Raw genomic sequence first — 25384 nt, 5'->3', positions numbered from 1 at the left:
ATACGTTGCAGCGGTGAGATCCACTCCGCCGGTGCGCGTCGAGGTGCTCGTGTTCGGCGCCCGCGACGGCGTGCTGCACTACGACCCGCGCGGCGGCGAGGTCACCGGCGACCGGCACCCGGACGGGGTCACGGCCGACCTCGCCGGCGGGGCGCTCACGCTGCTGCACTCGACGTCGTGGCGGTACGCGGACGGCCAGGTGGTGCTCACGTACGCCGCGGTCCTCGACGGCCGCCCCGGCCCCGGCGCCCGGGTGCTGCCCGAGCACGGCATCGCCCGCTCCCCCGACCCACGGGTGCCGAGCCCGCCGCACGTCTGCCCGGACGCGGTCGCCACACACGCGGCCCGGCACCTGGCCTGGCTGCGCGCGACGGACCCGGTCGCGGGCGCCGCGCTGGCCACGGTGCCGCCGGTCCACGACGCCCTGGACCGGCACGTCCCGGACCTCGCCGGCTCCATAAGCGCCGAATTGAATGAACAACACGTGTTCATCTGATTACCATGCGTGACATGACGTCACGCATCGCCCGGCTGCTCGCCGCCGGGGCCCTGCCACTGCTCGCCGCCGCGCTCCCGGCCCCCGCCCACGCCGACACGGGCGACTACACGCTCGCCTACGCGTACGGCACCGGCAGCCCCGGCGCCGCGACGCCCGGCCCGGCGAGCCAGTCGGCGATCACCGCCCCGCTCGACGTGACGTTCGACGACTCCGGCAACCTCTACGTCACCGCCTCCGGCACCTGCCAGATCGACAGGATCACCCCCGGCGGCACCCTCTCGGTCGTCGCCGGCACCGGCACCTGCACGCCCGGCGCGACCTCGGGCCCCGCGGCGAGCACCCCGATCGGCACGCCCGGCAGCGTCCTGCCCATGGCCGACGGCAGCCTGTACTTCGGCGAGACCGACACCGGGCGCGTCTACAAGGTGTCGGCCGACGGCCAGCTCTCGGTCATCGCCGGCACCGGCACCCCGGGCGCCATGACGACCGGCCCGGCCACGAGCAGCCGCCTGGACTCGCCCGGGCAGCTGGTGTACTCCGAAGGCTCCCTCTACGTCCCCGAGCGCGAATGGGGCCAGGTCGGCCGCATCGACCTCGCCTCCGGCCAGCTCACGGTCATCGCGGGCACCGGCACGAACGCGGGCCCGCCGGTCCCGGGGCCGGCCACGAGCTCGCCGCTGGACCACCCGGTCGGCGCGGCGATGGACGCGTCCGGGAACCTCTACGTCACCACCGCCGTCATGGACGGGCAGATCGTGAAGATCACCCCGGGCGGCACGCTGTCGATCGCGAGGAGCGCGCTCGTCGTGCCGCTGGGGCTGCGCTTCCACGCGGGCGAGCTGTACCTGACCGAGGGCGCCGGCGCGGTCAGCGTCGTGGATCCGGACACCGGCTCGATCGGCACCTTCGCGGGCAGCGGGGAGCCCGGCGCGCTCGTGCCCGGGCCGGCCATGAACTCGCCGATCAACACGCCGTACGGCATGGCCTTCGACGCCTCCGGGACCCTCTTCGTCTCCGTCCCGCCCCAGCACCGCGTCATCGCGCTCAACCCCGCGCCGCAGGTGCCGGCCGCGCCCACGGTCACGTCGGTGACCGCGCGCGACCAGGGAGCCGAGATCACGTTCACGCCGGGCTCCGACGGCCGTTCCACGGTGCTGCGGTACGAGTACACCGCCGACGGCACCACCTGGCAGGAGTTCACCACGACGGCCACCGGCTCGGGCGCGGCGCGCACCGGCACCATCGGCGGGCTCACCAACGGGCAGGCCTACACCGTGCGGGTCCGCGCGGTGAACGCGGTCGGCAACGGCGACCCGAGCGCGGGCAGCCAGGTCACCCCGGCCGCGCCCGTGACGCCCGGCGTGCCGGACGCGCCCGGCACCGTCACCGCCACGGCCGGCGTCTCCTCGATCGCCGTCAGCTGGACGGCGCCCGCGCCCGGCTCGGGCGCCGAGGTGACCGGGTACACCGCGACCGCCTCGCCCGGCCCGGCCACGTGCACCACGACCGGCGCGCTCACGTGCGTGCTCGGGGCGAGCGCCGGCACCACGTACACGGTCACGGTCGTGGCGAACTCGGCCGCCGGCCCGTCGCCCGCGGCCGGCCCGTCGGCGCCGGTGACCGCGCTGGCCCCGGCCGCGCCCGCGACCGTGCCGGACACGCCGCTCACGCTCACCACGGACCAGGGCGACATCTCCAGCACCCGGCCCGGCGCGCAGCTGACGGTCATCGGCACCGGCTTCGCGGCCTACTCGACCGTCGAGGTCACGCTGTACTCGGCGCCGCAATCGCTCGGTACGGCCGTCACCGACGCGAGCGGCAACTTCACCAAGACCGTCACCGTGCCGGCCGACCTGGCCGCGGGGGCGCACACTGTGCTCGCGCAGGGCGTCGCGCCCGACGGGACGGCGCGGGCGATGAAGCTCGCGGTGACCGTAGCGCCGCCCCCGTCCGCGGCGGCCCTGCCGGTCACCGGCGACCCGGCGGCGCCGACCGCGCTCGCGGGGCTCCTCGCGCTCGCCGGCGGGGCTGTGCTGCTGGGCGCGGCGCGCACCCGCCCGGGCCGCTGCAGCCGGCTGCTGCCGGCCGGGGCGGCTTACAACTTCTGACCACTCGGCAGCGGTCGGCGGGGCAGCGCTGCCGGTACGGCCACGCACGGCCGGCACCACCTCGGCACCCACTGCTGCGCGGACCGGACGCGGGCCTGTACGGACCGGGCGCGGGCCCGCGCGGGCCGGGCGCGGGGTTGGCGCGGGGTTGGCGCGGGCCTGTACGGACCGGGCGCGGGCCTGCGCGGGCCGAGCGCGGGCCTGCGCGGGCCGGGCGCGGCGCGGACGCAGGACTGTACGGACCGGGCGCGGGCCGGGCGCGGCGCGGACGCAGGACTGTACGGACCGGGCGCGGGCCGGGCGTGGGGCGGGCGCGGGGCCGGAGGGGGCCTGCGCGGGCCGGCTGATCGCCGACGACCCGGTCACGCGCACGGCGCTTCCGAGTCGGCTCGCACTGACCGGCCGAATCACCAACGAGTCGGCCAAAGGCGCGGCTTCGCTCAGGGCTCCTCGCACTCATCGGCGGGACAGCGCGGCAGCGGTGCCATGCCGGCGATGTCAGGTCCGCCGCCGCCTCGCGTGCAGGCCCGGTCCTCCGGCCGGCCGCGGCACGCACCCGCCTGGGCCGAGGCCCGCGGTCTCCCGCGGATAGGACGTGTTCCGGCTCGGCAGAAAACGGAGGACAGCGACCGTCACATGAAACGGTGCCGTCAATTCGAGCCGGATGCGAAGACTTTCGGATCGCGTCTTGTGACGGGCGCGGAAAAATGGCTTCGTGGGGGCGGAGTCGCGCATTCCGGACCGGCGTGATCGCCGTATCGGTCGATGGCGTGGATTGGTAGCATGATGGCTGGGGCGGGGCTGTTTCTGCGGCGCGCCGGCCGGAAAGCGATGCGGCCACAGTGCCGCCCGGACCGCGGCGATCGACAGCCGGAACAGACGGCGCGGACACAGACGGCGCGGACACAGACGGCGCGGACACAGACGGCGCGGACACAGACGGCGCGGACACAGACGGCGCGGACACAGACGGCGCGGACACAGACGGCGCGGACACAGACGGCGCGGACACAGACGGCGCGGACACAGACGGCGCGGACACAGACGGCGCGGACACAGACGGCGCGGACACAGACGGCGCGGACACAGACGGCGCGGACACAGACGGCGCGGACACAGACGGCGCGGACACAGACGGCGCGGACACAGACGGCGCGGACACAGACGGCGCGGACACAGACGGCGCGGACACAGACGGCGCGGACACAGACGGCGCGGACACAGACGGCGTCGGCGCTGGCGGCGTCGGCGCTGGCGGCGTCGGCGCTGGCGGTTCGGGCGCCTCAGCGCCGTGGATGCGGCGCAGCTTCTCCGCGTGTCGCCTCACCAAGCCCCACTCACGCCGCCGCTGCGCTTCCTTCCGAAACTCGTCCTTCCCCGACCACCAATTCCGGGCCTTCGTCCGATCCCGCAGAGCAGCCAATTCCCGCGAACTGAACAACTGCATCTGCCCCATACCAAAAATTATCGCAGAAAACGCCCGAAACCACGATCCCCGACCACGCACCCGCGCACATACCGAACATTTTGAAATGATGCCCGACCACGGGGACATCACGACGATCACCGACGCGATGTCCCCGTGCCCGCTCCATTACCGCAGTCCCAGAATCGGACTTAAACCCTGTCAGGCGATAAGTCCGATAAGTCGTGGCGCGAAGCGCCCGACTTATCGTGATCAGGCCGTCGGCGTCGGAGCAGCCGACGTCGGGGCGGGCTGCGTCGGAGCGGCGGTCGTCGGGGCGGGCTGCGTCGGGGCGGCGGTCGTCGGGGCCGGCCCGGGCTGCCGCCCCCGATCCCCGAAGCGCCCGTTCCCGGGACCGTAGCCGTTGCCAGGACCGTAGCCGTTGCCAGGACCGTAGCCGTTCCCGGGCCCACTACCGTCGCGCGGGTCGCCGCCGCGGTAGTGGTCGTGGCGGTCCCAGCCGGGGCCGACGCGGTCCGGGCCTCGGTGATGACCGACCACCAGCGCACCGACCGCGGTCACGCCGGCGCCGAGGCAGCAGCCGACGACCAGGGCCACGATCGCGATCAGGATGCCCTTGCGCCGGCCCGGCCCGCCGCGCCAGCCTCCCGGCCGTCCACCCCACATCGGACGTCCCGGGGGCGGAGGAGGCGGAGGCGGAGCCGCGGTGGATGCGGCCGGCGCCGGGGGTTCGATCGGCTCCGCCGAAGAAGGCGAAGAAGGCGGAGGAGGCGAAGAAGGCGAAGTAGGCGGGGAAGACGAAGTAGGCGGGGGAGGCGGAGAAGACGGTGAAGACGCGGGCGGCGAGGGTTGCTTCGAGGGGTCTTCGCTCATGGAACCAAGCATCGATCCCCCGCTTAAGGACAGCGCGGCGGCGAGCCTAAGAATTGCATGAGAGAGTCGAGATCTTAGGCAATTCTTAGACCCGCCCCGCCGGTGCTCTCACGCGCCGGCGCAAGACTCGGGTCTCATGTACGAGGGAGCGGGCTTGCGCATTCTGGTGGTCGACGACGACGCGGCCGTGCGGGACTCCCTCGCGCGGACGCTGCGCTTCGAGGGGTACCAGGTCGAGACCGTCGCCGACGGTGCGCAGGCGATCCGGGCCGTGCGCGGCGAGGAGCCCGACGCCGTGGTGCTCGACGTGAGCATGCCGGTGCTGGACGGGCTCGAGGCGTGCCGGGAGCTGCGCGCCGGCGGCGTGCTCGTGCCGGTGCTCATGCTCACCGCCCGCGACAGCGTCGGCGACCGGGTTGCCGGGCTCGATGCCGGCGCCGACGACTACCTGGTCAAGCCGTTCGCGCTGCAGGAGCTCCTGGCCCGGCTGCGGGCGCTGCTGCGGCGGGCCCAGCGCCCGGCCGCGGCCGCGCCGGCGGGCGGTGCGCTGCGCTTCGCCGACCTGCGCCTGGACCCGCAGACCCGCGAGGTGTGGCGGGGCGAGCGGCTGCTGCGGCTGACCCGCACCGAGTTCAGCATCCTGGAGGTGTTCCTGCGGCACCCGCGGCAGGTGCTGACCCGCGAGGTGCTCTTCGAGCACGTGTGGGGCTACGACTTCGGGGAGACGAGCAACAGCATTCACGTGTACCTCGGGTACCTGCGCCGCAAGCTCGAGGCCGAGGGAGAGCCGCGGTTGCTGCACACCGTGCGCGGGGTCGGGTTCGTGCTGCGGGAGGAGCCGCTGTGATCGCCTGGTGGCACCGCCGGACGCTGCGCGACCGGCTCTCCCTGCTGGTCTCCGGGGCCGTCGCGGTCGCGGTGCTCGTGGTCGCCGCGGTGGCCTTCGCGGCCGTGTTCGAGATCCAGCACCGGCAGCTGCAGTCCCAGCTGACCACCGACGCGCAGGCGATCGCGGCCCAGCCCGACCAGTGGCGGACCGGCACCGCGCAACTGCCCGACACCGGCCCGAAGTTCGGGCCGCCCGACGGCAAGGGGCCGCCCTGGCACCGGCCCCGCGACCTCGGCACCCGCTGGCAGATCATCGGCGCCGACGGGGCGGCCGTCAGCGACTCCGCCTCGCTGCCGATCACCGCCGGGGCGAAGCAGGTCCTCGCGGGCCGGCGCAGCTCCGCGCAGGAGACGGTGGTGCTGGACGGGGACCGGTACCAGATGCTGACCCTCCCGGCCACGGGCGGCGGCGTGGTGCAGGTCGCCATCAACCAGGACCCGGCCGGGCGCACCCTGGCCCAGCTCGGCCTGCTGCTCGCGGCCGGGTCCGCGCTCGGCATCGCGGGCGCGGCGGTGCTCGGGCGGGCCGTCGCCCGGGCCGGTCTGGTGCCCGTCTCCCGGCTGGCGGAGGCGGTCGAGGACGTCGCCGTCACCATGGACCTGACCCGGCCCGTGCCCGTGCACGGCGTCGACGAGATCGCCCGGCTCGGCCGCTCGGTGAACACGATGCTCGGCGCCATCGACGCGTCCCGCCGCGCCCAGCGGACCCTGGTCGAGGACGCGAGCCACGAGCTGCGCACACCGCTGACGAGCATCCGCACCAACATCGAGCTGCTGCTGGCGGTCGAGCGGCGGCCCGAACTCGCGCACCGGCTGCCGCCCGAGGAGCGGGCCCGGCTGCTGGCCGACCTCGAGGCGCAGGTCGGCGAGCTGGCCACGCTCACCACCGAGCTCGTCGAGCTGGCGCGGGAGGAGACGACCCGCGAGGAGCCGGAGCCGGTCGACCTCGCCGACGTCGTCGCGGCGGCCGTGGAGCGGGTGCGGATTCGGGCGCCGGGCCTCACGTTCGCGGTCGACCTCGCCCCGGTGACCGTGCACGGCCGCCCGGGCGAGCTGGAGCGGATGGTGGTCAACGTGCTCGACAACGCGGCGAAGTGGAGCCCGGCGGGCGGTACCGTCGACGTGGTTCTGGAATCCGATGGCCGCCTGACGGTCCGCGACCGGGGGCCCGGCATCGACGAGGCCGACCGGCCCTTCGTGTTCGACCGCTTCTACCGCGCGGTGGCCGCGCGGGGCATGCCCGGCTCCGGGCTGGGCCTGGCGATCGTCGCGCAGACCGCCGCGCACCACGGCGGGACGGTGTCGGTCGCCCCGAACGATCCACAGGGGACGGTCATGACGATCCGGCTGCCGGTCCTGTCGTGAGACGGCTCGCGCTGGTCGCGGTCGTCCTGGTGGCCGGGTGCTCGGCGGCCCCGGTCGCCTCCGCCCCGCCGTCGCCGTCCGCGGCACGCTCGCCGTCGCCGCCGGGCGCTCCCCCGGACTCGCCCTCCCCCGCGCCGGTCGACCTCACGCTCGCCTTCGCCGGCGACGTGCACTTCACCGGGCGCACCGCGGGCCTGCTGCGCGACCCGGCGACCGCGGTCGGGCCGATGGCGCCGGTCCTGGCCGCGGCCGACCTGGCGGTGGTGAACCTCGAGAGCGCGGTGACCGAGCGGGGCACGCCGGAGCCGAAGGAGTTCCACTTCCGGGCGCCGGCGGTGGCGTACGACGCGCTGCGGGCGGCCGGCATCGACGCCGTCACGATCGCGAACAACCACGCGCTCGACTACGGCCGCACCGGCTTCGCCGACACCCTCGACGCCGCGGCCGCGCGCGGGATGCCGGTGTTCGGCGGCGGCCGGACGATCGACGAGGCGTACGCGCCGCTGGTCCTCACCGTGCGGGGCGTCCGGGTGGCGCTGCTCGGCTTCAGCCAGATCCACACGCTCGCCGAGAGCTGGAAGGCGGGCCCGGCGACCCCGGGCATCGCGATGGCGTGGGACGTGCGACGCGCCGTGGCCGCGGTGCGATCCGCCCGCGCGCGGGCGGACGTGGTGGTCGTGTTCAACCACTGGGGTACCGAGACCGTGTCGTGCCCGAACGCGGACCAGCGCTCGTTCGCGGCGGCCCTGGCCGACGCGGGCGCCGATGTCATCATCGGCGCGCACGCCCACGTGCTGCAGGGCGACGGCTGGCTCGGCCGGACCTACGTGGCCTACGGGCTGGGCAACTTCGTGTGGTACGTGGGCTCGGCCGACACCGGTGTCCTGCGGGTGACGGTCCACGGCCGGGCCGCGACCCGGGCGGACTTCGTCCCGGCCGTGGTCTCGGGCACCGGCCAGCCGCGCCCGGTGACCGGCACCGCCGCGACGGCCGCGGCCCGGCGCTTCGCCGACCTGCACCGCTGCACCGGCCTGGCGCCCGCCGCCGGATAGCCGCCGCCGGGTAGCCGCCGCCGGGTAGCCGCAGCAGGGCGCGGGCGTCGAGGCCCGCGCCCGGCGGCGTGCCCGCGTCCTACCTGAGCGTCCGGAACCAGGCCAGGGCCGCGGCCGTGCCGGTGATGTTCGAGCCGAGGTGGGCCGAGCCTTCGTACGGGTGCGTGCCGAGCTCGACGACCGTCGCCCACGGCAGCCGCCGGGCGCAGTGGTCGGTCGAGGCCGCCGGCACCTGCTCGTCGCCCCGGTCCACCAGCAGCCGCACCGGGGAACGGAGGCCGTCGCAGGAGGCGTCGTGCTCGGCCAGGGCCGCGGCCAGCGGGCCGCTCGGGTTGCGCAGCAGGGCCAGGCCGTGCGGGGTGAACAGCTCCTCCGGGGTGCCCGGCAGGGTCGCGGCCAGGTCCTCGCCGGTGTGCACGCCGTCGTAGAGCGCCTCGACCCGGGACGCGTACGGCGCCCGGAAGAACTCCTCCGGGCGCTGGTAGAGGCCGTGCAGCCGGTTCCAGGCCACGACCAGGTAGGCGGTGTACCCGACGTTGTAGGGCGGGGCCACCGTGCCGCCGAGCAGCGCGGGCAGCTCGACGCCGCGGAAGTCTTACGCGCCCGAGATCGGGGCCAGGGCGCCCAGGCGGAACCAGGGGTCGGCCCCGCGCTCGAGCGTCCCGCCCAGCGCCGTGGCCGCCGTGGCGCCCTGGGAGAAGCCGGTGAGGTACACCTCCCGCCCCAGCTCGCGCTGCCGGCTCGCGGCGACCGTGCGGGCCGCGCGCAGCAGGTCCAGCGACGCCGACGCCTCCGTGGTGACGTCCAGGAACGGGTGCGGGCCGGGGCCGAGCCCCAGCCCGAGGTAGTCGGGCGCGACGACGGCGAACCCGGCCGACGCGAAGGTGAGCGCCGGCCCGACCGCCCAGCCGTCCCGCCCCATCGACGGGGCGTCGGTGCGGTTGAGCTCGGTGCCGTGCGCGTATCCGACGACGCGCAGCTGCCGTGCGTCGTTGCGCGGCAGCGCCAGCAGGCCGCTGGCGATGGTGGGGCGGCGGCGGGCGTCGATCGTGCGGTACACCACCTGGAGGCGCTCGACGCCGAACCGCACGCCGTCGGGGGCGAACTGCGCCTCGGCGAGCGTCGTGCGCACCCCGTCGGCGTCGAGGGACGGCAGCGGTTGTACTGCCACGACCGTTGCGCGGCCGTCGTCGCCGCCCCGCGCCGGGGAGGCGAGCAGGACGGCGGCCGGCACCAGTGCGAGGACCATCATGTGCCTGAGCAATCGCATACCCCGACGCTATGGAACGCAGTGATCGACTTCGATCCGGCTGCCCGCAGGGCCGGGAGTGGGGCAGGCCCCACTCCTCAGCAGCCGCGCCACACGACCGGCGCGGTCCGCCCGCTGACCACCGGGTCGCCGACCGGCCCGGCGGTGGTGTTCGGCCCCGTCTCCACCCCGCCGACCAGCGTCTGCCCGTCGGCGGTGATGCCCGACAGGGTGCTGCCGGCCGGTGCCGCGCCGCCGGGCAGCGGCAGGGTGCGGACCTCGCCGTCCCGCCACAGCGCCGGCGCGCCCGAGCCGGTGGTGCCGGCGACGACGCCGGTGGCGCTGACCCGGCGGCCGCTGAGGCCCGTGATCGCCTCGACGGCGCCGGTGCGCAGGTTCCACCGCGCCGCCGTGTGCGTGTCGTCGCCCTTGCTGTCGCTCACGGGCGCTGTCACGTCGCCGGCGGCCCACTCGCCCGCGGCGGCGGTCGCGGTGGCGGACTCGGCCCCGCGCGGCAGCGGCAGTGCCGTGGTCGCCCCGTCGGCGGTCCAGCGCAGCGCGCGCCGGGCACCCTGGTCGAAGCCGACCGCGATGCCGTCGTCGGTGAGCCCGAGGCCGGAGGCGCTCGCGACGGTCGTGACGATGGCGGTACCGCCGGTGGTGCGCCAGCGCACCGCGAGCCAGGTGCCGTCCGCGCGCGCCACGGTGCCGAGGACGTCACCGTGGGTGTTGACCGCGTACGCCGCGCCACCGCTCGCCCCGCCGGGCAGCGGCAGCTGGAGCAGCCGCGTGCCGTCGTAGGCGACGGGGCGCTGCTGGGCCTCGAACCCGTGCCGATCCGGGCCGGTGAAGCCGACGACCAGCCCGGACGGGTTGACGGCCTGCGGGGTGAACGGCTCGGGCAGTACCGCCGCCGCGTCGTCGATCCAGAGCACCGCCCGGGGCGCGTCGCGCTGCCCGGTCAGCCCGATCACGTACCGGCCGGACGGGTCGATCCCGACGGCCGTCACGCCGCCGGCGGTGCCGCTCGGCAGGTCGAGCACGTCGACGACGCAGCCGGGCCCGGCGGGCCCGACCGGCGCCGGGCCCATCGCGCGCACCGCCGCCACCAGGCCGAACGCGGCCAGGGCGGTCGCGGCCGTCGCGGCCACGCCGGCCCCCGCGCCCCGGCGCCGGGTCCGGCGCCGCGCCTCGACCAGCACATCGGCGGCCCGCAGGGGCGAGGGCGGCGGGTCCTGCCGCGCGTACCGGCGCAGGGTGTCCTCGATCATGCCTGCCTCCTCAGGTGTGCCGTCGTGGCGGAAAGTGACGAGGGTGCGCCGTCGCCGAGCGCGGCGCGCAGTGCTCGCAGCCCGTGATGGGTCCGGCTCTTGACGGTGCCCTCGGAGCACCCGAGCACCTGCGCGACGTCGGCGACCGGGAGGTCGCAGAGGAAGCGCAGCATCACCACGACGCGCTGGCGCACCGGCAGCCGGTTCAGGGCCTCGCGGACCATGAGCCGTTCGTCGACGCGGCCGCTGTCGGAGTCGACCACCGAGTCGGGCGGGTCGCCCCGCAGCAGGACCCGCGACCAGCCGCGCCGCCCGTACGCCAGGCAGGCGCGGACCACCATCGTGTGCACGTACGCGTCCAGGTTCGCGACGTCGCCGAGGCGCCCCCACCGCCGGTACAGCACGGTGAGCGCGTCCTGGACCGCGTCGTCGGCCCGGTGACCGTCGCCGAGCACCAGGTAGGCGGTGCGCCGCAGCACCGGCAACCGGGACTGGACGTACTGCACGTATTCGCTCTCGTACGCTGTGCGCAACCGCCGCCTCCCTCAGTGGCCTCCACCCGACTGATGCGGGCGAGGGCGCCGGAGGTTCACCGTCGTTGCCGTGACGCGCTCAGTCCCGAACCGGTCGAGGGCCGGGGCGAGCGGTCAGCGCGGTGGGCACGTTCACCCGCACACGCTCCCATGGGGGGTTACTTGGACGTCAGGGAGCCCAGGGTCTCGTCGACGTCCAGCGGGTCGCCGTGGAGGTAGGACGTGGTCACGCGCTGGATCAGGGCCACGCGCGCCGGGTTCTCGTCCGTCGTCTCGGCCGATTCGTAGCCCGAGATGCCGCCCAGCGAGTGCTCCGCGCCGAACAGCGTCAGCAGCGTCTTCGCGCCGGGGCTCAGGTGGTACGCGTCCGTGAACCAGTCCGGGCCGCGCGTCGACAGGGCCGACTGGTCGTGGTCGCCCGCCACGATCAGGGCCGGCGTCTTCATGCCCTCGAAGTCCGGGCTCATGAACGGGAAGTGCTCGGCGGCGAACGGGCTCAGGTCGGCGCCGCCGCGGCCGGTGATCGCCAGCAGGACGCCCGCGTAGACGCGGGGATCGGTGAAGTCCTCGCCGCTCGGGGTGCGCGCGCCGAGCAGGGTGCTCGCGGTCTGGGCGCCCCACGAGTGCCCGGCCACGGCCACCCGCGTGGGGTCCACGCGGCCGGAGAGCCCGGGAACAGCCGCCGCCAGCGCGTCGAGCTCGTCGATGGCGCGGGACAGCTCGGTGATCCGGGTGCGCCAGGTGTCGGGGGCCGGCGGGCGGTTCAGGGTCCGCGAGTCGGGGTGGGTGGGCTGCACGACGACGAAGCCGTGCGCGGCCCAGTGCCCGGCCAGCGGCTCGTAGCCGCGCGCGGACTGGCCGAAGCCGTGCGAGAACACGATCACGGGCAGACCGGTGCCGGTGACGGGCGCGGAGACGCGCGCCGTCAGTCCGGGCAGGGCGATCGGGTGGACGGAGACCACGGGCGTCGGCATGGCAAGCTCCCTGGAGTACGCTGTTGATGCGGAACACGGTTCCGCTAAAAGTTATCCGGAACCTGGTTCCGCTACCAGGGGATGTGACGGGGGTTACGGTGGCCGACACGCCGCGCAAGCGCCGCTCGGACTCGCGGCGCAACGAGGAGGCGCTGCTCGAGGCGGCCGCCGCGGCGTTCGTCGCGTCGGGCGTCGACGCCCCGGTGCGCGACATCGCGGCCCGGGCCGGGGTCGGCGTCGGCACGATCTACCGCCACTTCCCGACCCGGGCCGATCTCATCGTGGCCGTGTACCGCCACCAGGTCGAGGCCTGCGCCGAGGCGGGGCCGGCACTGCTCGCATCGAGCCCGTCCCCGCACGCGGCCCTCGCCGCCTGGATCGACCTGTTCGTGGACTTCCTCGTGACCAAGCACGGGCTCGCCGAGGCGATGCGCTCCGACGACTCCGGATTTCAGACCCTGCACTCGTACTTCCTGCAGCGCCTCGTCCCCGTCTGCGCCCGGCTGCTGGAGGCGGCCGCCGAGGCGGGCGAGATCGCGCCCGGCATGGACGCGCTGGTACTCATGCACGGCATCGGCAACCTGTGCATCGGCGCGTCCACCCCCGGCTACGACGCCCGCCGCATGGTGCACCTCGTCGTCGACGGCCTACGCCGGCCGTAGGGTCCCGCCCTCCACGAACGAGCACGGCAGGAGGCGCTGGGACCGCACCGGCCGGCCCTCGAGCAGGGCGGTCAGCACGTCCACGGCCTGCTCGCCCATCTCCTCGCGCGGAATCTCGATGCCCGTGAACGCCAGCTTCGACGGCGGCACCGCCCGGGTCGGCTCGCCCAGGGTGACGATCGACAGGTCCGGGCGCAGCGCGTGGACCGCCGGGCCGTCCGCGGCCTCCTCGCACACCACCGCCGTCGCGGTCGTGGACCGGACCGCCTCCACGGCCGGCAGGCGCCGGGCCGTGGCGCCGCCGTCACGGACGCCCAGCTCGAAGCCGCGCCACCGGTCGGCCCAGGCCTCGGCGCCCTCCCCCGCGCCCAGGTACGCCAGGCGCGTGTGGCCCAGCGCGACGGCCCGGCGGACGACCTCGGCCGTGGCGGTGACGTAGTCCGCGCCGACGTACGGCACCGGGCCGCCGGCGTCGTCGCGGCGCCCGATCGACACGAACGGCGGGCCGGAGCGCACCAGCGCGGCCAGCTCGGCGCGGTCCAGCTCGCGGCCCAGCAGGATGCAGCGGCAGCGGCACCGCCATCGTGAAGATCGGCTCGGAGCCGGCCACGCGGGCCGACCTCACGGTCGAGCGCGTGTCGATGGGCACCGGCGAACGGCTCTAGCCGCGCGCGACGAGGGTCTTGCCCAGGGACAGAGACGGAGGTGACCTTGCCCGCCGGACTTACCCGCCGGAGGCCTTGCGGGCGCGGTACGCGGCGACGTTCTGCCGGTTGCCGCAGCCGGACTCGCAGAAGCGGCGGGAGCGGTTCTTCGACAGGTCGACGAGGACGTCCTGGCAGTCGTCGGCGGCGCAGACGCGGAGGCGGTCGAGGGCGCCGGCCCGGATGACGTCGACCATCGCCATCGCGAACTCGACCATGAGCCGCACGTCGAGCGGCTGCTCGGCGGCGGTCGCGTGCAGGTGGTAGTCGAACTCGTCGTGCCGGACGAGCTGGGGCAGGGCGCGGCCCTCGCGCAGCATGGCGTTGACGAGCTCGACGGCCTCGTCCTCGCCCGCGTTCCACAGCGCCCGCAGCCGGGGCCGCAGCGCCCGGACGGCCTCGAGTTCGGCCTCGTCGTGGCGGTGGGAGCCGGTGTACCGCTGCCGGCGCACGAAGGCGTCGAGCGCGGCGATGTCGGGCAGCAGCTCGCCGTCGTCGGCCGAGTCGGTGTTGACGAGGGCCGCGGTCGCGGTGAGCGTGAGTTCGGTGTCATGAGTGAAAATCTTCTTGACTCCTTACCGGCGCGGGCCTACGTTGCTGTCATGAGCATAACGCGGTTTGGCCATGACGCCCGCGGGCGCGGCGCGGCCGGGCTGGGCCTCGCGGTCCTGGGCTCGGCGATGTTCGGCACCTCCGGGGTGTTCGCCGACGCGCTGATGGCCACCGGCTGGACGCCGGGGGCCCTGGTCACCTACCGCATCGCGATCGCCGCGCTGGTGCTCACCCCGTTCGCGCTGTGGTCGCTGCGGGGCCGGTTGCGGCTGCTGCGCTCGGCGCTCGGCGAGGTGGTCGCGTTCGGGGCGGTCGCGGTCGCCGGGTGCCAGCTGTTCTTCTTCAACGCGGTCCAGCGCCTTGACGTGGGGGTCGCGCTGCTGCTGGAGTACGGCGGCATCCTGCTCGTGGTGGCGTGGGCCTGGCTGCGGCACGGGCAGCGGCCGCGCCGGCGCACCGTCGCCGGGAGCGTCGCGGCGCTGGCCGGGCTCCTGCTGGTGCTGAACCCGGCCGGAGGCGGCCTCGACCCGATCGGCGTGCTGTGGGGCATCCTGGCCGGCACCGGACTGGCCGTGTACTTCGTGATGGCCTCCCGCGGCGAGGGCGCCCTGCCGCCGATCGCGCTGGCGTGGGCGGGCATGGTCGTCGGCGCGCTCGGCCTCGCGGTCTTCGACGTCACCGGGCTGCTGCAGTTCCGCACGAGCGCCGCCGACGTCACGCTGCTGGGCCGGGCGATGCCCTGGCCGGTGCCGATCGCCGGGCTGGCCGTCATCGCCGCCGCCCTCGCCTACGCCACCAGCATCGCCGCGACCCGCCTGCTCGGCGCGAAGGTGGCCTCCTTCGTCGGCCTGCTCGAGGTGCTCTTCGCCGTGCTGTTCGCCTGGCTCGCCCTGGGTCAGCGCCCGGGCGGCTGGCAGCTGGCCGGCGGCGTCGTGGTGCTCGCCGGGATCGCCCTGGTCCGGGCGGACGACGACGGCGAGGCCGCCACGGCCGAAGCGCTCCGGCCGGTGACCCCGGCCGCGGAGCCCGCCCTGGTGCCCGGCCCGCACGGCTCGTCCTGAGCAATGCCGGCGGTTCGGGTACGTTCGACGGCATGACGGCCCCGACCCGCCGCGAGACGCGCGCGCTGCTGGCCCGGGCCGCCGGGACGCACGCCGGTGCCGAGGCGATCGTGACCGTCGTGGCCGCGGCCCGGACCGAGGTCCTCGAGGCCTACGCGGTCGCGAGCGAGCCGCAGGTGTGGACCGCGATCGAACGGATGTCGATCGAGACGGTCAAGGACACCGTCGACGGGCGGGCCCGCCTCGACGAGCTGCCCGCCCACGGCATCACCTCCGTCGCCGACGTGCTGCGCGCCGGGCCGCAGCGGCTGACCCGGGTGCCCGGCATCGGCGAGGGCACGGCCCGCAAGACCATCCACGCCGCCGAGCAGCTCAAGCGGGCCGCCCGCGACGCGCTGCGGTTCCGCATCGACTTCGACCCGAAGAACCCGGACATGACCCGCCTGGTGCGGGCGCTCTACACCTGGGGCGCGGTGTGGACCACGGCCGGATCCCACGAGGCCGAGGCCAAGCGGCTCGCCGCGGACCTGGCCGAGCAGCGGCCGATCGCCGGGCCGGCCGAGGCCGGGCGGCTGCGGCGGCTGTTCATGCGGGCCGGCGACAAGGCGGTCGCCGACGAGGCCGCCGGCCGGGTCCGGGCGCTGGTCGACGCGGCCGAGGCGAGCGGCCTGCCCGCGGCCGCCGAGGCGGTGCGCCGGGTCCGCACGCCCCGCGACAAGCAGGTCTGGCGCGACTTCGAGCAGCACTCGGCCGACTACTACGGCCTGCTGGCCCAGGTCGTCGGCCTCGGCGGCGACGTCGCCGCGAGCGAGGGCTTCCTGCCGGCCGACATCGTCGAGCGCGTCGGCGCGCAGCAGCTGGACACGTCCCGGCTCAACGACCGGCTCCGGCTGCGCGGCTACCAGTCGTTCGGGGCCCGGTTCGCGCTCGTGCAGCGGCGGGTCGTGCTCGGCGACGAGATGGGGCTGGGCAAGACGGTCCAGGCCATCGCCGCGATGGCCCACCTGGCCGCGCGGGGCTCCACCCACTTCCTCGTCGTCTGCCCGGCCAGCGTCCTGATCAACTGGTCCCGGGAGATCGCCCGGCACTGCTCGATCCCGGTCGTCAGCCTGCACGGCAACGGCCGCGCGCGGGCGGTCGCCCGGTGGCGGGCCCAGGGCGGCGCCGGCGTGGTCACGTTCGGTTCGCTCGGCGCGCTCGAGCTGCCGCCGCCCCGGCCCGCGCTGATGGTCGTCGACGAGGCGCACTACGTGAAGAACCCGGGCGCGAAGCGGTCCCAGGCGGTCAACCGGGTCGCGGCCGAGTCCGAGCGGGTGCTGTTCCTCACCGGCACGCCGATGGAGAACCGCATCGACGAGTTCCGGGCCCTCATCGAGCACCTGCGGCCCGAGATCGCGGCCGGCATGGGGCCCGAGCACGCGGCGATCAGCGTCGAGGCGTTCCGCCGCGCGGCGGCCCCCGTCTATCTGCGCCGCAACCAGTCCGACGTGCTCACCGAGCTGCCGGAGCTGGTGCAGGTCGACGAGTGGGAGGGGTTCGGCGCCGAGGACGGGGCCGCCTACCGCGACGCGGTGCGCGACGGCAACTTCATGGCCATGCGCCGGGCCGCGTTCGCGGTGCGCCGGCCGCAGGACTCGGCCAAGCTGACCCGCCTGCTCGAGCTGGCCCGGGAGGCGATGGCCAACGGTCGCAAGGTCGTCGTCTTCTCGTACTTCCGCGACGTCCTCACCACCGTCGGCGCCGCGCTCGGGGCCGCCGCGTGCGGGCCGATCACCGGCTCGACCCCGGTCGCCGAGCGCCAGCGGATCGTGGACCGGTTCACCGCCGCCGCGAAGCCGGCCGTGCTCGTGTGCCAGATCGAGGCCGCCGGCGTCGGCGTGAACATCCAGGCCGCCTCGGTGGTGATCCTGTGCGAGCCGCAGGTGAAGCCGTCGATCGAGGCCCAGGCGATCGCCCGCGCGCACCGGATGGGCCAGGTGCGCACGGTGCAGGTCCACCGCCTGCTCATCGCCGACTCGGTGGACGAGCGGATGATCGAGCTGCTCGGCTCGAAGGCGCAGCTGTTCGACGCCTACGTCCGGCACAGCACGATCGCGCAGGCCACCCCGGGCGCGGTGGACATGTCCGAGGTCCAGCTGGCGCGCCTGATCGTCGCCCAGGAGCAGCAACGCCTCTCGGGCGCGCCGCAGCCGGCCCCGGCGCCGTGAGCGCGCGCGGGTCAGGGCTCCAGCGCGACGCTGAAGTCGGACGTGGCGCCGGCGGGGCGCAGGGAGTGGGTGCCGTCCGCGCGCCGCAGCCGCAGCCCGTCCTCCTCGCGGGCGCGCCGCCACGCGACGTAGGCGCCCGCGCCCAGCACCGGCAGCAGCGCCGTGCCGAGGACCGCGAGCGTCACCGCCTGCCAGGTCGTGGCGGCCGCCGCGGCCGGCAGGAACAGCACCGGCGCCAGTGCGACCGGCCCGGCCGCCACCGCCCGCCACCAGCGGCGGCGGCGCCGGGCGACGGCCGCGCTCGCGATCGTGAAGGCCACCGCCCCGCCGCACTCGGGGCACAGCAGCTCGGCCCGGGCGCGGCCGGTCACCGGCCGGGGCGCCTCGATCGGGTAGAGGGCGTAGGTGCTCCAGGAGCCGCGCGCCGACTCGCCGGAGCCCGTCCGGTGGGCGAGCTGCCGCATCGGCGCATCAACCGCCATCGAACTACTGTAAGGCTCAGCACCCCGGGTAGAACATGGACAGCACGGAGAGCAGGGCCAGCACCGCCCAGCCCGCGCGCAGCGCCGCCCAGAAGGGGACCGGCGGCTTGAGCAGCAGGGACACGCCGAACGCGAGCCCGCCGAGGACGAGCTGGGCGCCGCCGTACGTCAGGATCAGCGCGGTCAGCAGGTTGAACCGCCCGCTGGGGTCCAGCGACGAGCCGCAGCCGAGCCCGTCGCCCCCGTGCGCGCGCATGACGACGATCGCGGCCACGTCGGCCAGGAGGTTGCCGACGATGGCGATCGCGACGCCGAGGGCGGACTGGAGGATACGAGGCGACATCGCGCCCGATCTTAGGCGATGATCGGCGACGCAGCAGCTCGCAGGTGTGGCCTGGACCCGCGTCCCCCGTCGGGGCGCCGGCACCGTCACCGCCCGCGGGGCCAGGACGCGGCCCGGGCCGGTGAGGGCGGAGCCGTCCACCGGGCGGCCGGTGGCGCCGGTGCCGTCCACTGTGTACGGTCGCCCGCCGGCCTGCCGCATCATGCCGGTCGTGAACCCGGCGTCGCCCGGCCGGGCCGGGGAGCCCGCTCAGTCCAGCTCAGCCCAGGCTGTCCAGGAGCTTGCGGGCGATGCCGTCGAGGGCCGCACGCTCGGCCGGGGTCAGGGCGGCCAGCAGCCGCGACTCGTTCGCCACGTGCTCCGTCGTCACCGCGTCGACCAGGCGCAGCCCCTCCGGGGTCAGGGCGACCCGCAGGCTGCGGCGGTCGTCGCGGTTGGCCCGGCGCTCGACCAGCCCGGCCTCCTCGAGCCGGTCGAGGCGGTTGGTCATCCCGGCGCGGGACAGCATGAGGGTGTCGGCCAGCGCCGAGGGGATCAGCTCGTACGGCGCCCCGGCCCGGCGCAGGGCCGCCAGCACGTCGTACTCCCCCCGCTGCAGCCCGTGCGCGGCGAAGGTGGCGTCCACGGCCCGGCCGAGCAGCCCGTACAGCCGGCCGAGCCGCCCGAAGGTCGCCATCGCGTCCAGGTCGAGGTCCGGCCGCTCGCGGCGCCACTGCTCGATGATCCGGTCCACGTCGTCCGGCGTCGTCATGCCGACATACTATTCGAAGTCCGATAGTTCGACGCCGTATTATTCGAGGCATGACTACTTACGCGCTCAGCGCGCAGACATACATCGAGCGGCCCGCCGAGGACGTGTGGGCCTACGTGGCCGACTACGCCAACGACCCCGCGTGGCGCCGCGGCGTCACCCGGATGGTGCCGACCCCGCCCGGCCCGGCGCGGGAGGGCACGGTCACCGACGAGCTGATGCGCCTGGCCGGCGGCAGCTACCACAACCTCGGCGTGGTGACGGCGCTCGACCCCGGCCGGCACTTCGCCTGGCGCACCACGCAGGGCGCCGACGCGCACGGCTCGCGCACGGTCACCCCCGCCGGCACGGGCGCGACCGTGCGCCTCGAGCTGCACGTCACCCTGCACGGCCTGCGGCGCCTGGCCGCGCCGCTGCTGCGGCGCAACCTCCTCGGCGACGCGGACCGGCTGCGGGCCGTGCTCGGCGGGGCTAGGAGCGGCCGCGCTCGGCGAGCCGGCGCTCCTCCCGCTTGACCTCGGCGAACGACTCGCGCTCGCGGATCAGCCACTCCGGCGGGTTCGCGTTGAGCTCGGCGATCTGGGCGGTGGTCAGGGCCTCGGTCACGCCGCCGCGGGCCAGGCCGCTGTTGGACACCCGCAGCCGGGCCGCGACCACGTTGCGCGGGTGCGGGCCGTCGCGGCGCAGCTCGACCAGCCACTCGGGCGGGTTGCGCTGCAGCTCGTCGAGCTCGTCGCGGGACACCAGGCGCTCCTGGAACTCCCGCGGGGTCGCCGGCAGGAACACGTCGAGCTTCTGCGCGGCGGTCGCGGGCTTCATCGTCTGGGTCTGCTTCGGCTTGCTCACCGGGCAAGGGTAGCGTGACGCCAATGACCTTCCGCCTGCTCGTGGTGCCCGGCGTCGTCATCGACCGCTGGCGGCACACCTGGGCGGAGCGGCGGCCGGAGACGCCGCTCGAGCTCGTGCCGGTCGCGGCCGCCGACGCCGCGGCGCGGTTGCTCGAGTCCGGGCACGCCGCGCTGCTGCGGCTGCCCGTGGACCGCGACGTGCTGCATGCGATTCCGCTGTACCAGGAGCAGAGCGTCGTGCTGGCCCACCGCGACCACGTGCTGCACGCCGCGGACGAGCTGAGCGTGGCCGAGCTGGCCGAGCTCGGGGAGCCCCTGCTGCACCCGCTCGACGACGTGCTGGCGTGGGAACCGCCCTCGCCGGGCGTGGAGCGGCCCGAGTCGACGCAGACCGCGGTCGAGTGGGTCGCGGCCGAGGTCGGGCTGATGGTCGTGCCGCAGTCGCTGGCCCGGCTGTACCACCGCAAGGACGTGAAGTACAAACCCGTCCTCGACGCTCCGGTGTCCTCGGTGGCGCTGGCGTGGCCGATCGACGCTCACTCGGAGCTGGTCGAGGAGATGATCGGCATCGTGCGTGGCCGGACGGCCAACAGCACCCGCGGGCAGGCCCCGCCGAAGGGGCCGGCGAGCAAGGCCCGCCGGCCCCGGTGAATCACGGGGTGTAGATCCCCGGCGCGGCCGGCGTGCCCATGCCGTCACCCAGGAAGAAGCTCGGGTGCGGTGGCTGGTTGTACGCGGTGTTCTGCCATGCCACGCCCTCGCGGTACTGCGTCGTGGCCGCCTCGGACGGCCAGATCGACACCGCGAGCACGACGCCGGGCACCGCCACGGCGGCGGCGATCCCCGCCGCTGTCATCCGGTTCACGTCACACCCCGATGTTCGACTGCGGGCCGGAATACGTCTTGACCAGGGCCGGCACGTCGGCCGCCGGGTCCAGCGTGTACGCGTAGAAGGAGTGCGGGTCGAACGCCGAGCCCGACGTCTCCTTGCGCCCGGTGCTGTTGACCACACCGCTGATCCCTTCGACTCGCGACCGCCGGCGCCGGCGGTCACACCGCCCCGGCACCCCGGCCGAGCCGTATGTTGGCCCACCCCATCAGGCATGTAAAGCGCCCGTACCATCGAACGATATTGCTGCCGGAAACGTGTTATCGCACCCACCGCCGCGGCATCTACATGGTGCGAGGACTGCGTCGAACACGCTGGGTGACCGCCGCCGGCCCCGCGGCGGTCGTGCGCATGCCGTGCCGGCCGAGTCGGGGCACACTGGATCTCGTGGCGGTGCGGTGGAGGGTGCTCTGGCGGGTCACCCGCCTCCGCCTCCGCCGTATGGCCCGAACCCCGCACGAGCGGCGCCCGGTCGCGTTCCTGCTGCTGGTGCTGACCGGGTGCGTCTGGGGCGCGGGCTCCGCGCCGCCCGGGCCGGTGGTGCCCGGCCCGCCGCCGGAGCCGCCGTCGCCCGCGGCCGTGGCCGCGATCGAGCAGGGCCGCCCGGCCGGCTACCCGATCGGCGGCATCGACATCTCCAGCCACGACCACCGCAGGTTCACGGTGCACTGGCCGACCGAGGTGGCGGCCGGCAGCCAGTTCGTCTACGTGAAGGCGACCGAGGGGCTGTCGTACGTCAACCCGCACTTCGACGCCGACTACCTCGCCGCCCGGGCCGCGGGACGCTACGTGGGCGCCTACGTGTACGCGCGCCCGGACAAGGGTGACCCGGTCGGGCAGGCCGAGCACTTCCTGCGCCACGCCCGGTTCACCCGCGACGCCCGGACCCTGGTGCCGTTCGTGGACCTCGAGTGGCCCTACGAGGGGGTCAAGGCGGGCCCCTGCTACAACCTGAGCCCGGAGCGGATGCGGGCCTGGATCGCCGCGTTCATCGGCCGCATCGAGCGCGAGATCGGCCGCAAGCCGATGATCTACACGAACACGTACTGGTGGAACCCCTGCACGGGCAACGACACCTCCTACGGCGACTACCCGCTGGACATCGCCAACTACACGAAGGGGCCGCCGAAACTGCCGGCGGGGTGGACGACGTTCGCGTTGTGGCAGTACGCGCCGGGGAACCCGGACGAGGCGCACAGCCACGACCGGGACGTGGTCAACGGCGGGCCGGCCGGCCTGCGCGCCCTCGCGTGGCCCTAGCCCCTCGCCGGGGTCGGTAGCGCCTGCTGTACCACGATCCGCCAGCGGGCTGCATCGCCCGTCGTCGAACCGCGCCCTAGCGTTCTCGGTGCGCGCATTTCCGGTTCGACGACACGAAGGGACACGAGACGATGTCCGTCACGACAGCAGCCGCGGCGGCGGTGCGCGTGGAGGCGCTGACCCGCACGTACGGCGCCGGCGCGCAGGCCGTGCACGCGCTGGCCGGCGTCGACGCCACGTTCGCCCGCGGCACGTTCACCGCGGTCATGGGCCCCTCGGGCTCGGGCAAGAGCACCCTGCTGCAGACCGCCGCGGGGCTGGACCGGCCGACGTCGGGCCGGGTCTTCATCGGCGACACCGAGCTGTCGCGGCTGTCCGAGACGCGGCTGACCGAGCTGCGCCGGGGCCGCGTCGGCTTCGTCTTCCAGGCCTTCAACCTCATCGCCGCGCTGAGCGTGGCCGAGAACATCGAGCTGCCGCTGCGCATGGCCGGCGCCCGGCCCGACCCGGCGTGGCTCGCGCACGTGGTGGCCCGGGTCGGCCTCGGCGAGCGGCTGGGCCACCGCCCGGCCGAGCTCTCCGGCGGCCAGCAGCAGCGGGTGGCGATCGCCCGCGCCCTGGCCGGCCGCCCCGACGTGGTCTTCTGCGACGAGCCGACCGGCGCGCTGGACACGAACACCGCGGCCGACGTGCTGGAGCTGCTGCGCGGGATCGTCGACGAGCACGGCCAGACCGTGGTGATGGTGACCCACGACCCGGTCGCCGCCTCGTACGCCGACCGCGTGCTCGTCCTCGCCGACGGCCGCATCGTGCACGACCGGCCCCAGCCGGGCGTCACGCGGATCGCGTCGCTGCTGGCGTCGCTGGACCGCCGCTCGATGGTGCGGGGGTCCTAGCCGTGCGCCGGTTGGCCTTCCGCATGCTGCGCCATCGCCCCGGCTCGGCGGTCGCGACCCTGCTCGCGCTCGCGGCCGGGGCGATGATCCTCACGGCGATGGGTGTCCTGGTCGAGTCGGGCGTGCGCCATGTGCCGCCGGCGGGCCGGTACGCCGCGGCCGACATCATCGTCGCCCGGCCCGACGTCACCGTCTCGTCCCGCGACTTCGACGGCTCCCCGCAGACCAGCACGATCGCCCTGCCGGAGGGCGGGACGGTGCCGGTCTCGCTGGCCGAGCAGATCCGCGCGCTGCCCGCGGTCGATCGCGTCGTCGTCGACCTGACCGTGCCGGTGTTCGTCGCGGGCGGATTCGTCGAGGGGCACGGCTGGGCGAGTGCGGGGCTCTCGCCGTACACCTTGCGGGAAGGAAATCCGCCGGAGCGCGACGACGAGATCGTGGCCGACGCCCGGCTCGGCCTGGCCCCGGGGTCCACTGTGGACGTCGTGGTGGGCGGCGACCCGCTGCGGTTGCGGGTCAGCGGCGTCGCCACGGGCCCGGAGCCGGCGGTGTTCCTGACCGACGCGCGGGCGGCCGCCCTGTCGCCGCGGCCGGGCGCGATCGCCGTGTTCGGGACCCCGTCCCCGGCCGCGCTCGCGCGGCTGGCCGGCCCGGACCTGCGGGTGTACGCGGGCGAGGACCGCGGCCGCGCGCTGCGCTCGGCTGACGGGGCGGCCCGCGAGCTGCTGATCGTGGCCGGCGCCGGCTTCGGCGGGTACGTCGTGTTGCTGGTGGTCTTCGTGGTCGCCGGCACCGTCGGGCTGTCGGTGCGCCACCGCCGCCGGGAGCTGGCCCTGCTGCGGGCGATCGCCGCGACGCCGGGCCAGGCCCGCCGCCTGCTGGTGGCCGAGGCGGCCTGGGTGAGCGCGGCGGCCGCGGTGCTGGGCATTCCGGCGGGGCTGCTGGCGGCGCGCTGGGTGCACGGTTCGCTGGTGTCGCGCGGCTTCGTCCCGGCCTCGCTGCCCATGTCGCCGGGGCTGGTCGCGGCGGCCGCGGCGGCGCTGCTGACGGCGGTGTCGGCGGTCCTGGCCGCGCTGCTGGCCGGGCGCCGCATCTCGCGGATGCGCCCGACGGAGGCCCTGGGCGAGGCGGCGGTGGAGCCGGCGCGCGGCGGCCGGGTGCGGCTGGTCTCGGGCGTGGTGGTCCTGGCGGGCGCGGCGACGTCGAGCTCCTTCACCGTGGCCGCGGGCGGCCAGACGGCGCTGGCGGCGGCGACGGGCATGCTCTACCTGTTCACCGCGGCGGTGGCGCTGCTGGCGCCGTGGATCAACGCGTTCGCGGCGCGCGTGTGGTCGTACGTGTTCCGCACGGCCCCGGGCCGCCTGGCGGTGGCGAACCTGCGCGCGAACGCCCGCGGCTCGGCGGCCGTGGTGACGGCGCTGGTGCTGGCGGTCGGTTTCGGCGGGTCCGTCTGGTTCGTCCAGGACAATCTGGAGCGCGGGACGGTGTCGCAGTCGGTGGCGGGCCTGCGCGCGGACCGGGCCCTGGTGGCGCCCGGCGGCCTGCCCGCGTCCGCGGCCGACGAGGTTCGCAAGATCCCGGGCGTGCGGGCGGCGACGGGTCTTTCGCACACGAACGTTCTCGTGACCCTGATGGGCGAGCTGGACACGGCGCCGGCGCAGGTCGTCGACCCGGCGGGCCTGGCCGGGACCATGGACCTGCGCGTGACGGAGGGCCGCCTGGACGCCCTGGCCGCGGACACGGTGGCGGTGTCGTCGATGCGCGCGGGCACGCACGGCTGGCACGCGGGTTCGCGGGCGGAGATCCGCCTCGGCGACGGGACGCCGGTGACGCTGACGGTGGCGGCGGTGTACGACCGCGGCCTGGGCTTCGGCGACTTCACCCTGGCCCGCGCGACGGTCGCGGGCCACACGGCGGCGACGACCGACGAGGCGATCCTGGTCCGCACCAACCCCGCAGCTTCGGGCGGCCCGGGCTCGGCGAGCGCGGACATCGACGCCGCGCTCGCGCGGATCGCGGCCCGATACCCGGGCGGCCGGGTCACCGCCGCCTCGGAGCTCACCGCCCGCGTCGGCAACGACCTCGCCGTCAGCGCGTGGCTGAACCGGCTGCTGATCGGGGTGATGGTCGGCTACGCGGCGCTGGCGGCGGCGAACGTGATGGTCATGGCGGCGCTGTCCCGACGGCGGGAGCTCGCGCTGCTGCGGCTGGTCGGGGTGACCCGCCGGCAGGCGGCGCGGATGGTGCGGGCCGAGCAGGTCGGGCTGCTGGGCACCGCGCTCCTGCTCGGAGTCGCGATCGCCGCGGTGACGCTGGTCGCCGTCGTCAAGGCGCTCACGGGGAGCCTGCTGCCGTATGTGCCTCCGCTGGGGTGGGCGCTGGTGCTGGGCGGCACCGCCGTGCTGGCGCTGGTCACCACCATCGTGCCGATCGGCCGGCTGCTGCGAGCGCCGCTGATGGAGAACATTGGTCAGCGCGACTAGGCCACATG

27 protein-coding genes are annotated in these 25384 nt (G+C 75.3%); 13 read left to right on the top strand and 14 right to left on the bottom strand.

Going from position 1 to position 25384, the window contains the following annotated elements; translation table 11 throughout:
• The first annotated feature begins 13 nt into the window (after nt 1-13).
• Together ACQP1P_RS18510 and ACQP1P_RS18505 are read left to right on the top strand one after the other, a co-directional pair.
• Entirely contained in the window at nt 14-496 is a 483-nt protein-coding gene (locus tag ACQP1P_RS18510) for a hypothetical protein (protein WP_433087919.1), read from the top strand.
• 14 nt (nt 497-510) lie between these two features.
• Nucleotides 511-2607: a fibronectin type III domain-containing protein gene (locus ACQP1P_RS18505; RefSeq protein WP_433087918.1), complete on the top strand. Its 2097-nt coding sequence runs from the start codon at nt 511-513 to the stop codon at nt 2605-2607.
• 1678 nt (nt 2608-4285) lie between these two features.
• On the opposite strand, the gene ACQP1P_RS18500 is transcribed toward ACQP1P_RS18505, so the two are convergent.
• Nucleotides 4286-4699 carry a hypothetical protein gene (locus tag ACQP1P_RS18500; RefSeq protein WP_433087917.1) on the bottom strand — a complete coding sequence of 138 codons (414 nt, stop codon included), beginning with the start codon at nt 4697-4699 and terminating at the stop codon, nt 4286-4288.
• A gap of 343 nt (nt 4700-5042) precedes the next feature.
• Here ACQP1P_RS18500 and ACQP1P_RS18495 point away from each other — a divergent pair, with 343 nt between their 5' ends.
• From ACQP1P_RS18495 to ACQP1P_RS18485, 3 genes are read left to right on the top strand one after another with little or no spacing between them, the layout of a single operon-like run.
• Entirely contained in the window at nt 5043-5753 is a 711-nt protein-coding gene (locus ACQP1P_RS18495; RefSeq protein ID WP_433087916.1) for a response regulator transcription factor, read from the top strand.
• On the top strand, nt 5750-7159 hold the full coding sequence (locus tag ACQP1P_RS18490; RefSeq protein WP_433087915.1) for an ATP-binding protein: 1410 nt from the start codon (nt 5750-5752) through the stop codon (nt 7157-7159). The genes ACQP1P_RS18495 and ACQP1P_RS18490 overlap by 4 nt, the downstream gene beginning before the upstream one ends.
• Nucleotides 7156-8211: a CapA family protein gene (locus ACQP1P_RS18485; RefSeq protein ID WP_433087914.1), complete on the top strand. Its 1056-nt coding sequence runs from the start codon at nt 7156-7158 to the stop codon at nt 8209-8211. Before ACQP1P_RS18490 ends, ACQP1P_RS18485 begins: the two co-directional genes overlap by 4 nt.
• A gap of 79 nt (nt 8212-8290) precedes the next feature.
• On the opposite strand, the gene ACQP1P_RS18480 is transcribed toward ACQP1P_RS18485, so the two are convergent.
• The 5 genes from ACQP1P_RS18480 to ACQP1P_RS18460 all read right to left on the bottom strand — a co-directional run bounded on the left by ACQP1P_RS18480 (nt 8291) and on the right by ACQP1P_RS18460 (nt 12238).
• A complete protein-coding gene (locus tag ACQP1P_RS18480) occupies nt 8291-8764 on the bottom strand; it encodes a hypothetical protein (RefSeq protein WP_433087913.1) in 474 nt (157 codons plus the stop codon).
• A 42-nt stretch (nt 8765-8806) separates the two neighbouring features.
• On the bottom strand, nt 8807-9481 hold the full coding sequence (locus ACQP1P_RS18475; RefSeq protein ID WP_433087912.1) for an alpha/beta hydrolase family protein: 675 nt from the start codon (nt 9479-9481) through the stop codon (nt 8807-8809).
• A 77-nt stretch (nt 9482-9558) separates the two neighbouring features.
• A complete protein-coding gene (locus ACQP1P_RS18470) occupies nt 9559-10731 on the bottom strand; it encodes a hypothetical protein (RefSeq protein ID WP_433087911.1) in 1173 nt (390 codons plus the stop codon).
• Nucleotides 10728-11264, bottom strand: a complete 537-nt coding sequence (locus ACQP1P_RS18465; protein ID WP_433087910.1) for a SigE family RNA polymerase sigma factor — start codon at nt 11262-11264, stop codon at nt 10728-10730. Before ACQP1P_RS18465 ends, ACQP1P_RS18470 begins: the two co-directional genes overlap by 4 nt.
• Before the next feature lie 158 nt (nt 11265-11422).
• Nucleotides 11423-12238, bottom strand: coding sequence for an alpha/beta hydrolase family protein (locus ACQP1P_RS18460; protein WP_433087909.1), 816 nt, complete (start codon nt 12236-12238; stop codon nt 11423-11425).
• A 98-nt stretch (nt 12239-12336) separates the two neighbouring features.
• On the opposite strand from ACQP1P_RS18460, the gene ACQP1P_RS18455 reads away from it, so the two are divergent.
• The gene (locus ACQP1P_RS18455) at nt 12337-12900 is read left to right on the top strand and encodes a TetR/AcrR family transcriptional regulator (protein ID WP_433087908.1); all 564 of its coding nucleotides are present in this window, start codon (nt 12337-12339) and stop codon (nt 12898-12900) included.
• Here the strand turns inward: ACQP1P_RS18455 and ACQP1P_RS18450 are convergent.
• Together ACQP1P_RS18450 and ACQP1P_RS18445 are read right to left on the bottom strand one after the other, a co-directional pair.
• Nucleotides 12886-13416, bottom strand: coding sequence for a substrate-binding domain-containing protein (locus tag ACQP1P_RS18450; RefSeq protein ID WP_433087907.1), 531 nt, complete (start codon nt 13414-13416; stop codon nt 12886-12888). The genes ACQP1P_RS18455 and ACQP1P_RS18450 overlap by 15 nt on opposite strands.
• A gap of 208 nt (nt 13417-13624) precedes the next feature.
• Nucleotides 13625-14077, bottom strand: a complete 453-nt coding sequence (locus ACQP1P_RS18445) for a CGNR zinc finger domain-containing protein (RefSeq protein WP_433090044.1) — start codon at nt 14075-14077, stop codon at nt 13625-13627.
• A gap of 129 nt (nt 14078-14206) precedes the next feature.
• On the opposite strand from ACQP1P_RS18445, the gene ACQP1P_RS18440 reads away from it, so the two are divergent.
• Nucleotides 14207-15217, top strand: a complete 1011-nt coding sequence (locus ACQP1P_RS18440; protein ID WP_433087906.1) for an EamA family transporter — start codon at nt 14207-14209, stop codon at nt 15215-15217.
• A 32-nt stretch (nt 15218-15249) separates the two neighbouring features.
• Nucleotides 15250-17424: a DEAD/DEAH box helicase gene (locus tag ACQP1P_RS18435; RefSeq protein ID WP_433087905.1), complete on the top strand. Its 2175-nt coding sequence runs from the start codon at nt 15250-15252 to the stop codon at nt 17422-17424.
• An 11-nt stretch (nt 17425-17435) separates the two neighbouring features.
• On the opposite strand, the gene ACQP1P_RS18430 is transcribed toward ACQP1P_RS18435, so the two are convergent.
• The 3 genes from ACQP1P_RS18430 to ACQP1P_RS18420 form a co-directional block, all read right to left on the bottom strand.
• Nucleotides 17436-17906, bottom strand: a complete 471-nt coding sequence (locus ACQP1P_RS18430) for a hypothetical protein (protein ID WP_433087904.1) — start codon at nt 17904-17906, stop codon at nt 17436-17438.
• A gap of 16 nt (nt 17907-17922) precedes the next feature.
• Nucleotides 17923-18249, bottom strand: coding sequence for a hypothetical protein (locus ACQP1P_RS18425; RefSeq protein WP_350614602.1), 327 nt, complete (start codon nt 18247-18249; stop codon nt 17923-17925).
• 259 nt (nt 18250-18508) lie between these two features.
• Nucleotides 18509-19000, bottom strand: a complete 492-nt coding sequence (locus tag ACQP1P_RS18420; RefSeq protein WP_433087903.1) for a MarR family winged helix-turn-helix transcriptional regulator — start codon at nt 18998-19000, stop codon at nt 18509-18511.
• A gap of 50 nt (nt 19001-19050) precedes the next feature.
• On the opposite strand from ACQP1P_RS18420, the gene ACQP1P_RS18415 reads away from it, so the two are divergent.
• Nucleotides 19051-19515 carry an SRPBCC family protein gene (locus tag ACQP1P_RS18415; protein ID WP_433087902.1) on the top strand — a complete coding sequence of 155 codons (465 nt, stop codon included), beginning with the start codon at nt 19051-19053 and terminating at the stop codon, nt 19513-19515.
• On the opposite strand, the gene ACQP1P_RS18410 is transcribed toward ACQP1P_RS18415, so the two are convergent.
• The gene (locus tag ACQP1P_RS18410; protein ID WP_433087901.1) at nt 19472-19846 is read right to left on the bottom strand and encodes a DUF5997 family protein; all 375 of its coding nucleotides are present in this window, start codon (nt 19844-19846) and stop codon (nt 19472-19474) included. The two genes, ACQP1P_RS18415 and ACQP1P_RS18410, sit on opposite strands and share 44 nt — an antisense overlap.
• A 23-nt stretch (nt 19847-19869) precedes the next feature.
• On the opposite strand from ACQP1P_RS18410, the gene ACQP1P_RS18405 reads away from it, so the two are divergent.
• On the top strand, nt 19870-20499 hold the full coding sequence (locus tag ACQP1P_RS18405) for a LysR family transcriptional regulator substrate-binding protein (protein ID WP_433087900.1): 630 nt from the start codon (nt 19870-19872) through the stop codon (nt 20497-20499).
• Between the two features lies 1 nt (nt 20500).
• Here ACQP1P_RS18405 and ACQP1P_RS18400 read toward each other — a convergent pair whose 3' ends face one another.
• Nucleotides 20501-20704, bottom strand: a complete 204-nt coding sequence (locus tag ACQP1P_RS18400) for a hypothetical protein (RefSeq protein WP_433087899.1) — start codon at nt 20702-20704, stop codon at nt 20501-20503.
• A 10-nt stretch (nt 20705-20714) separates the two neighbouring features.
• Nucleotides 20715-20858 carry a hypothetical protein gene (locus ACQP1P_RS18395; RefSeq protein ID WP_433087898.1) on the bottom strand — a complete coding sequence of 48 codons (144 nt, stop codon included), beginning with the start codon at nt 20856-20858 and terminating at the stop codon, nt 20715-20717.
• Between the two features lie 320 nt (nt 20859-21178).
• Here ACQP1P_RS18395 and ACQP1P_RS18390 point away from each other — a divergent pair, with 320 nt between their 5' ends.
• From ACQP1P_RS18390 to ACQP1P_RS18380, 3 genes are all read left to right on the top strand, one after another.
• The gene (locus tag ACQP1P_RS18390) at nt 21179-21997 is read left to right on the top strand and encodes a GH25 family lysozyme (protein ID WP_433087897.1); all 819 of its coding nucleotides are present in this window, start codon (nt 21179-21181) and stop codon (nt 21995-21997) included.
• A gap of 131 nt (nt 21998-22128) precedes the next feature.
• A complete protein-coding gene (locus ACQP1P_RS18385; protein WP_433087896.1) occupies nt 22129-22893 on the top strand; it encodes an ABC transporter ATP-binding protein in 765 nt (254 codons plus the stop codon).
• A gap of 2 nt (nt 22894-22895) precedes the next feature.
• Nucleotides 22896-25376 (top strand): FtsX-like permease family protein, encoded by a 2481-nt coding sequence (locus ACQP1P_RS18380; protein WP_433087895.1) that lies wholly within the window; start codon nt 22896-22898, stop codon nt 25374-25376.
• Nucleotides 25377-25384 lie beyond the last annotated feature (8 nt).

Source organism: Dactylosporangium sp. CA-052675 (assembly GCF_050947935.1).
Classification (GTDB): domain Bacteria; phylum Actinomycetota; class Actinomycetes; order Mycobacteriales; family Micromonosporaceae; genus Dactylosporangium.
The sequence above is the reverse complement of the archived record's forward strand: the minus strand, read 5'-3'. Positions and strand labels throughout refer to the sequence as shown.

Coding starts and splice junctions, on each gene's coding strand:
- ACQP1P_RS18505 (WP_433087918.1), top strand. CDS start 511: ATGACGTCACGCATCGCCCGGCTGCTCGCCGCCGGGGCCCTGCCACTG.
- ACQP1P_RS18500 (WP_433087917.1), bottom strand. CDS start 4,699: ATGTGGGGTGGACGGCCGGGAGGCTGGCGCGGCGGGCCGGGCCGGCGC.
- ACQP1P_RS18495 (WP_433087916.1), top strand. CDS start 5,043: ATGTACGAGGGAGCGGGCTTGCGCATTCTGGTGGTCGACGACGACGCG.
- ACQP1P_RS18475 (WP_433087912.1), bottom strand. CDS start 9,481: ATGCGATTGCTCAGGCACATGATGGTCCTCGCACTGGTGCCGGCCGCC.
- ACQP1P_RS18470 (WP_433087911.1), bottom strand. CDS start 10,731: ATGATCGAGGACACCCTGCGCCGGTACGCGCGGCAGGACCCGCCGCCC.
- ACQP1P_RS18460 (WP_433087909.1), bottom strand. CDS start 12,238: ATGCCGACGCCCGTGGTCTCCGTCCACCCGATCGCCCTGCCCGGACTG.
- ACQP1P_RS18440 (WP_433087906.1), top strand. CDS start 14,207: ATGAGCATAACGCGGTTTGGCCATGACGCCCGCGGGCGCGGCGCGGCC.
- ACQP1P_RS18435 (WP_433087905.1), top strand. CDS start 15,250: ATGACGGCCCCGACCCGCCGCGAGACGCGCGCGCTGCTGGCCCGGGCC.
- ACQP1P_RS18430 (WP_433087904.1), bottom strand. CDS start 17,906: ATGGCGGTTGATGCGCCGATGCGGCAGCTCGCCCACCGGACGGGCTCC.
- ACQP1P_RS18425 (WP_350614602.1), bottom strand. CDS start 18,249: ATGTCGCCTCGTATCCTCCAGTCCGCCCTCGGCGTCGCGATCGCCATC.
- ACQP1P_RS18420 (WP_433087903.1), bottom strand. CDS start 19,000: ATGACGACGCCGGACGACGTGGACCGGATCATCGAGCAGTGGCGCCGC.
- ACQP1P_RS18415 (WP_433087902.1), top strand. CDS start 19,051: ATGACTACTTACGCGCTCAGCGCGCAGACATACATCGAGCGGCCCGCC.
- ACQP1P_RS18405 (WP_433087900.1), top strand. CDS start 19,870: ATGACCTTCCGCCTGCTCGTGGTGCCCGGCGTCGTCATCGACCGCTGG.
- ACQP1P_RS18400 (WP_433087899.1), bottom strand. CDS start 20,704: ATGACAGCGGCGGGGATCGCCGCCGCCGTGGCGGTGCCCGGCGTCGTG.
- ACQP1P_RS18390 (WP_433087897.1), top strand. CDS start 21,179: ATGGCCCGAACCCCGCACGAGCGGCGCCCGGTCGCGTTCCTGCTGCTG.
- ACQP1P_RS18385 (WP_433087896.1), top strand. CDS start 22,129: ATGTCCGTCACGACAGCAGCCGCGGCGGCGGTGCGCGTGGAGGCGCTG.